The 6,472-nt window shown below is 69.8% G+C and carries 6 protein-coding genes; 4 read left to right on the top strand and 2 right to left on the bottom strand.

The genetic code is table 11. The features are described from left to right. Nucleotides 1-129: 129 nt before the first annotated feature. Nucleotides 130-1,626 (bottom strand): oligopeptide:H+ symporter, encoded by a 1,497-nt coding sequence (locus ACWDRW_RS34345; RefSeq protein WP_451730548.1) that lies wholly within the window; start codon nucleotides 1,624-1,626, stop codon nucleotides 130-132. 501 nt (nucleotides 1,627-2,127) lie between these two features. Here ACWDRW_RS34345 and ACWDRW_RS34340 point away from each other — a divergent pair. Both ACWDRW_RS34340 and ACWDRW_RS34335 read left to right on the top strand, forming a co-directional pair. Continuing rightward, nucleotides 2,128-2,805 (top strand): response regulator transcription factor, encoded by a 678-nt coding sequence (locus tag ACWDRW_RS34340; protein WP_451730546.1) that lies wholly within the window; start codon nucleotides 2,128-2,130, stop codon nucleotides 2,803-2,805. A gap of 52 nt (nucleotides 2,806-2,857) precedes the next feature. Next, nucleotides 2,858-4,126, top strand: a complete 1,269-nt coding sequence (locus tag ACWDRW_RS34335; protein WP_451730544.1) for an ATP-binding protein — start codon at nucleotides 2,858-2,860, stop codon at nucleotides 4,124-4,126. Nucleotides 4,127-4,160: 34 nt separating this feature from the next. Here the strand turns inward: ACWDRW_RS34335 and ACWDRW_RS34330 are convergent, their stop codons facing one another. Then, nucleotides 4,161-4,682, bottom strand: coding sequence for a GtrA family protein (locus ACWDRW_RS34330; protein ID WP_451730542.1), 522 nt, complete (start codon nucleotides 4,680-4,682; stop codon nucleotides 4,161-4,163). A 128-nt stretch (nucleotides 4,683-4,810) separates the two neighbouring features. Between ACWDRW_RS34330 and ACWDRW_RS34325 the strand changes: the two genes are divergently transcribed. Further along, nucleotides 4,811-5,950 (top strand): 5-(carboxyamino)imidazole ribonucleotide synthase, encoded by a 1,140-nt coding sequence (locus tag ACWDRW_RS34325; RefSeq protein WP_451730540.1) that lies wholly within the window; start codon nucleotides 4,811-4,813, stop codon nucleotides 5,948-5,950. Further along, a complete protein-coding gene (gene purE / locus ACWDRW_RS34320; protein ID WP_451730538.1) occupies nucleotides 5,947-6,468 on the top strand; it encodes a 5-(carboxyamino)imidazole ribonucleotide mutase in 522 nt (173 codons plus the stop codon). Before ACWDRW_RS34325 ends, purE begins: the two co-directional genes overlap by 4 nt. Nucleotides 6,469-6,472 lie beyond the last annotated feature (4 nt).

The raw sequence follows: 6,472 nt of genomic DNA, 5'->3' as shown, positions 1-6,472 counted from the left end.
CCAGGGAAGTCCTCTACCGCCCCTCGGCGACCACCCGCTTCCAGGCCGCCACCGGTGTCCCGGCCGTCCTGATGACCACCCACCCCCAACCCGGCTGGGTCGCAGCGGCCCCGAGCGCCGCAGGCTCCGTCAGTTGACGCTGCCCATGAGCTCCTTGACGCGCTTGCGGTACATCCACACGGCGATACCCGCGACCACGGCGAGCGTGGCCTCGAGCGCCACCACACCCGTCTTGTTCAGGTCGACCCCGCCGATGGACAGCAGACCGGTCGTGGCGTCACCGGCGGTGACCGCCAGGAACCACACACCCATCATCTGCGAGGCGTACTTCGCCGGCGCCATCTTCGTCGTCACCGACAGACCCACCGGCGACACCAGCAGCTCACCGACGGTCTGGACGAAGTAGATCGCCACCAGCCACATCGCGGCCGCCTTGTGACCGCCCTCGGCGATCGACAGCGGGGCGAGGAACAGGAAGAAGGACGCGCCGACCAGGACCAGACCCGAGGCGAACTTCACGATCGTGCTCGGCTCCTTGCCGCGCCGGTTCAGCGCGAGCCAGAACCAGGCGAAGACCGGGGCCAGGGCCATGATCAGGACCGGGTTGACCGACTGGTACCAGGAGACCGGGAACTCCCAGCCGAGGACCGAGTTCTCGGCGGAGGCGTCGGCGAAGATCGACAGGGTCGAGCCGCCCTGGTCGTAGATCATCCAGAAGACGGCCGCGGCGACGAAGAACCAGATGTACGCGGACATCGACTTCTGCTCGGTGCGGTCCAGGTCCTTGTCGCGCTTTATGCGGACCAGGACCATGGTCGGGATGATCACGCCGAGCAGGGTCAGCGGGACCAGGATCCAGTTCAGCGTGTAGCTGCCGGAGAACCCGACGACGGCGTAGAAGACCACGGCGACACCGGCCCAGATGGCGGCCTTGCGCAGGGTGGCGGACTTCTCCTCGGCGGACAGCGGCGTCGGGACGACGCTGGAGCGCTCGGAGAGGTTGCGGCTGCCGATCAGGAACTGGGCCAGGCCGAGCGCCATGCCGAGCGCGGCGAGGGCGAAGCCGAGGTGCCAGTTCACGCTCTCACCGATGGTGCCGATGATCAGCGGAGCGGCGAAGGCACCCAGGTTGATGCCCATGTAGAACACGGTGAAGCCACCGTCGCGGCGCGGGTCGTCCGGGCCGTCGTAGAGGTGGCCGACCATCGTGGAGATGTTGGCCTTCAGTAGACCCGAGCCGATCGCGACCAGGCCGAGACCGGCGAAGAAGGTGCCCGAGGAGGGCAGGGCCAGCGTGAGGTGGCCGAGCATGATCACCGCACCGGCGACCGCGACGGTCTTGCGCGGACCCCAGACCCGGTCGCCGAACCAGCCGCCGGGCATGGCGAGCAGGTACACGAGCGACACGTACACGGAGTAGATCGCGGTGGCCGTGGCCGCGTCGAGGTGGAGACCACCCGGCGCCACGAGGTAGAGCGGGAGCAGAGCCCTCATGCCGTAGTAGGAGAACCGCTCCCACATCTCGGTCATGAAGAGAGTGGCCAGTCCGCGGGGGTGGCCGAAGAAGGTCTTCTCGGAACCGGGGGTGCCCGGGGTGACCGAGTCCTTCGTCAGGCTGGACGCCATGGTCGTTCCTTGCTGGTCGGGACGCGCGGCTGGAGCGTTGCGCGCCCGGTGGGGCGGCCGGCACCGGCACGGCCGGACCGTCCACCCCACGCCCAGGGGAATCCGCTCCGGGTCACGGAGCGGAGGACGCCGACCACCGGGATCCACGCCTCTGCGCGCGACGATGCGCTACGAGGCCCGGCCACAGGTCATTCCTTTCGAGGCCGGCCGAAGCCGGCCCGCACACAAAAGAGACCTTCAGCGTCAGATACGTCGCCAAAGGTCCCCGCGGTGCTACAGGCGTTCAATCACCATACGGCAGGACAGAGCCTGAAATGGAAGGACTTGAGACACGGATCACAGGTGTCGAGGGAACCGCGCACACTCATTCGAAGGTCATTACCAGGATCGCACCAGGTGACCAATGGTTCATACCAAGGTAAGAGCCCGTTAGGCGCGAGGTGAGAATCACTCCCCGCCATCCCGCCCCGGCTCTTGTCATGGGCGGACTACCATCAGCTCATGACCCGTGTACTGCTCGCCGAGGACGACGCGTCCATCTCGGAGCCGCTGGCCCGCGCACTGCGCCGGGAAGGGTACGAGGTCGAGGTGCGCGAGGACGGCCCCACCGCGCTGGAAGCCGGTATGAAGGGCGGCGTCGACCTCGTGGTGCTGGACCTCGGGCTGCCCGGCATGGACGGCCTGGAGGTGGCGCGGCGGCTGCGGGCCGAGGGCCACAGCGTCCCGATCCTCATCCTGACCGCGCGGGCCGACGAGGTCGACACGGTCGTCGGGCTCGACGCGGGCGCCGACGACTACGTCACCAAGCCCTTCCGGCTCGCCGAGCTGCTCGCCCGGGTCCGGGCCCTGCTGCGGCGGGGCGCCGCGGAGCCGCAGCAGCCGCCGGCCACGCACGGCGTGCGCATCGACGTCGAGTCGCATCGCGCGTGGATGGGCGAGGAGGAGCTCCAGCTCACCGCCAAGGAGTTCGACCTGCTGCGGGTGCTGGTCCGGGACGCGGGCCGGGTGGTGACCCGGGACCAACTGATGCGCGAGGTCTGGGACACCACGTGGTGGTCGTCCACCAAGACCCTCGACATGCACATCTCCTGGCTGCGCAAGAAGCTCGGCGACGACGCGGCGAACCCCAGGTACATCGCGACCGTGCGTGGCGTGGGCTTCCGTTTCGAGAAGAGCTGAGCGGGTCCGGGAGAGCCGGGCAGGTTCGAGAAGAGCTGAGTAAGCGAGTTCCATGCGCCGCCGACTGATCCAGTCCACACTCGCCGTGGTGCTCGTCGTGATCGCCGTGTTCGGGGTCTCCCTGGTGATCGTGGAGACCCGCACGATCAGCAGCACCGCGCAGGAGCGGGTGGACTCCGAGGCGGTGCGGCTCGCGTCCATCGTGGACAGCAGGCTGATCGCGACCGGAGCCGTCACCGCGGACATGCTGCGCGACCAGGTGCCCAAGGACCGGTACGCGGTGATCCGGGTGCCCGGTGAGAAGCCCATCGCCATCGGCGAGAAGCCGACCGGCGACACCACCAGCTCCACCGCCACGGGCGAGGAGGGCGAGACGGTCACCGTCCAGGAGCCCCGCTCGACGGTGACGCGTGAGGTCGGACGGACACTGCTGATCATCGGGGCGGTGGCGCTGCTGGCGGTGATCGCGGCGGTGCTGCTGGCCCTGCGGCAGGCGAACAGACTGGCCTCGCCCCTGACGGACCTCGCCGAGACGGCGGAACGCCTCGGCTCGGGGGACCCACGACCGCGCCACAAGCGCTACGGCGTCCAGGAGCTGGACCGGGTGGCCGACGTCCTGGACGCCAGCGCCGAGCGCATCGCGCGGATGCTGACGGCGGAGCGCAGGCTTGCGGCGGACGCCTCGCACCAGCTCCGCACGCCCCTGACCGCGCTGTCCATGCGGCTGGAGGAGATCACCCTCACCGACGACCCGGACACGGTGAAGGAGGAGGCGACGATCGCGCTGACGCAGGTGGAACGCCTGACGGACGTGGTGGAACGCCTCCTGACGAACTCCAGGGACCCGCGCACGGGCTCGGCGGTCACCTTCGACCTGGACGAGGTGATCCAGCAGCAGCTGGCGGAGTGGCGTCCGGCGTACCGCAGCGCGGGCAGGGCGATCGTCAGCTCCGGCAAGCGCCACCTCCAGGCGGTGGGCACGCCAGGGGCGGTGGCCCAGGTCCTGGCGGCGCTGATCGAGAACTCCCTGATGCACGGCGGCGGGACGGTGGCGCTGCGCACCCGGGTCACCGGCAACCAGGCCGTGATCGAGGTGACGGACGAGGGCCCGGGAGTCCCGGCCGACCTGGGAGCGCGCATCTTCGAACGGGCGATCAGCGGCCGCAACTCCACCGGCATCGGCCTGGCCGTGGCCCGCGACCTGGCCGAGGCGGACGGCGGCCGCCTGGAGATGCTCCAGGCCGCGCCCCCCGTCTTCGGCCTGTTCCTGTCCCGCACCCCCACGAAACCGACGGGAGACGCGACCCCGACCGTGCGGTGACGTCGGATGCCGCCGACCACGGTGACGTCGGACGTCAGGGGCGGCGGCCCACGGCCTGGGGAGCGCGGCCCCGGCGCTGGCGCGGCGCCTCCTCCAGGAACGATTCGGCGCTGGCCACCGCCTCCCGGGCGGGCAGGGCGCGGAAGACCCAGGTGCGGTAGGACCAGAAGCGGAACAGGGTCGCGACACCGATGCCGAGGAACTTGAAGATGTTGCTCTGCAGCGGGCTGTCCCAGTGGAAGCCGTACGTCGCGGCGTACAGCACGCCGTTCTCGATCACCAGGCCCACCGTGCTGAACAGCAGGAACAGGGAGAGTTCCTTGGTGCGGCCGCTCTTGTCACGGTCCCGGTAGGTGAAGTAGCGGAAACCGACGTAGTTGAAGGCGATCGCGACGACCGTCGCGATGACGCTGGCCCGCACCACCTGAAGGTCGGTGACGTGCCGCACCAGGTTGAAGACGCCGAGGTTGACCAGCAGCCCCGCTCCGCCCACGGCGCCGAATTTGGCGACCTCGTGCGCATAGCGTCGCAGCAGTTCGGAGGAACCACGTCCCATGGAGTGAAAGCCCCCGTCGGTCGGTTTCGTCAACCAAGCCATGCTAACCACCCCTCCGCGCGATTGCCCGTGGACCGGCATACAGGCACGCAAACCAGCCGCGTCGGCGTGGCCGATACCCTAGGGGCGTGACGTTCCCGGTAGTCGGCATGGTCGGCGGGGGCCAGCTCGCGCGTATGACGCACGAGTCAGGCATCCCGCTGGGCATCCAGTTCAAGCTCCTCAGTGACACCCCCCAGGATTCCGCGGCGCAGGTCGTCGGCGATGTCGTCATCGGCGACTACCGCGACCTCGACACGCTGCGCGACTTCGCCCGCGGGTGCGATGTGATCACCTTCGATCACGAACATGTACCGACCGAGCACCTCAGGGCCCTGGAGGCGGACGGCATCCCCGTGCGCCCGGGGCCCGACGCGCTCGTGCACGCCCAGGACAAGGGGGTGATGCGCGCGAAACTCGACTCGATCGGCGTCCCCTGCCCCCGGCACCGGATCGTGAGCGACCCGGCCGACGTGGTGGCCTTCGCGGAGGAGGGCGACGGCTTCCCCGTGGTCCTCAAGACCGTCCGCGGCGGCTACGACGGCAAGGGCGTCTGGGTCGTCGACTCGGCCGAGGAGGCCGAGCAGCCGTTCAGGGCCGGGGTCCCCGTCCTCGCCGAGGAGAAGGTCGACTACGTCCGCGAGCTCGCCGCCAACGTCGTACGGTCCCCGCACGGCCAGGCCGTCGCCTACCCGGTGGTGGAGTCCCAGCAGGTCGGCGGCGTCTGCGACACGGTCATCGCCCCCGCCCCGGACCTCGACCCGGCCCTCGCCCTGCGGGCCGAGGAGATGGCCCTGACCATCGCCAAGGAACTCGGCGTCGTCGGCCACCTCGCCGTCGAGCTGTTCCAGACCCGTGACGGCCGCATCCTCGTCAACGAGCTCGCGATGCGCCCGCACAACTCCGGCCACTGGACCCAGGACGGCGCGATCACGTCCCAGTTCGCCAACCACGTCCGCGCGGTCCTCGACCTCCCCCTCGGTGACCCGCGCCCGCGCGCCCCGTGGACGGTCATGGTCAACGTCCTCGGCGGCGACTACCCGGACATGTACTCCGCGTACCTGCACTGCATGGCCCGCGACCCGCAGCTGAAGATCCACATGTACGGCAAGGACGTGAAGCCCGGCCGCAAGGTCGGCCACGTCAACACCTACGGCGACGACCTGGACGACGTGCTGGAGCGCGCCCGTCACGCTGCCGGCTATCTGAGAGGCACGATCACCGAATGAGCCCCGTTGTAGGCATCGTCATGGGGTCGGACAGCGACTGGCCCGTCATGGAGGCCGCCGCTCAGGCGCTCGACGACTTCGAGATCGAGTACGAGGTCGACGTCGTCTCCGCCCACCGCATGCCGCGCGAGATGGTGGCGTACGGCGAGGAGGCCGCCGAGCGGGGTCTGAAGGTGATCATCGCGGGCGCCGGCGGTGCCGCGCACCTGCCGGGCATGCTCGCCTCCGTCACCCCGCTGCCGGTGATCGGTGTGCCGGTGCCGCTGAAGTACCTGGACGGCATGGACTCCCTGCTGTCGATCGTGCAGATGCCGGCCGGGGTCCCCGTCGCCACCGTCTCCGTCGCCGGTGCCCGCAACGCCGGGCTGCTCGCCGCCCGCATCCTCGCCACCTCCGACGAGGAGCTCCTCGGCCGGATGCGGGAGTTCCAGCAGGAGCTGAACGACCAGGCGACCGAGAAGGGCAGGCGGCTGCGCGCCAAGGTCGAGGGGTCCAACGGCTTCGGCTTCGGGAAGTGACGGC

Source organism: Streptomyces sp. NPDC003635 (assembly GCF_053587635.1).
The sequence above is the reverse complement of the archived record's forward strand: the minus strand, read 5'-3'. Positions and strand labels throughout refer to the sequence as shown.

What these genes read in the sequence shown, in the direction of transcription:
- ACWDRW_RS34335 (WP_451730544.1), top strand. Translation starts at nt 2,858, where the DNA reads ATGCGCCGCCGACTGATCCAGTCCACACTCGCCGTGGTGCTCGTCGTG.
- ACWDRW_RS34340 (WP_451730546.1), top strand. Translation starts at nt 2,128, where the DNA reads ATGACCCGTGTACTGCTCGCCGAGGACGACGCGTCCATCTCGGAGCCG.
- ACWDRW_RS34345 (WP_451730548.1), bottom strand. Translation starts at nt 1,626, where the DNA reads ATGGCGTCCAGCCTGACGAAGGACTCGGTCACCCCGGGCACCCCCGGT.
- purE (WP_451730538.1), top strand. Translation starts at nt 5,947, where the DNA reads ATGAGCCCCGTTGTAGGCATCGTCATGGGGTCGGACAGCGACTGGCCC.
- ACWDRW_RS34330 (WP_451730542.1), bottom strand. Translation starts at nt 4,682, where the DNA reads ATGGGACGTGGTTCCTCCGAACTGCTGCGACGCTATGCGCACGAGGTC.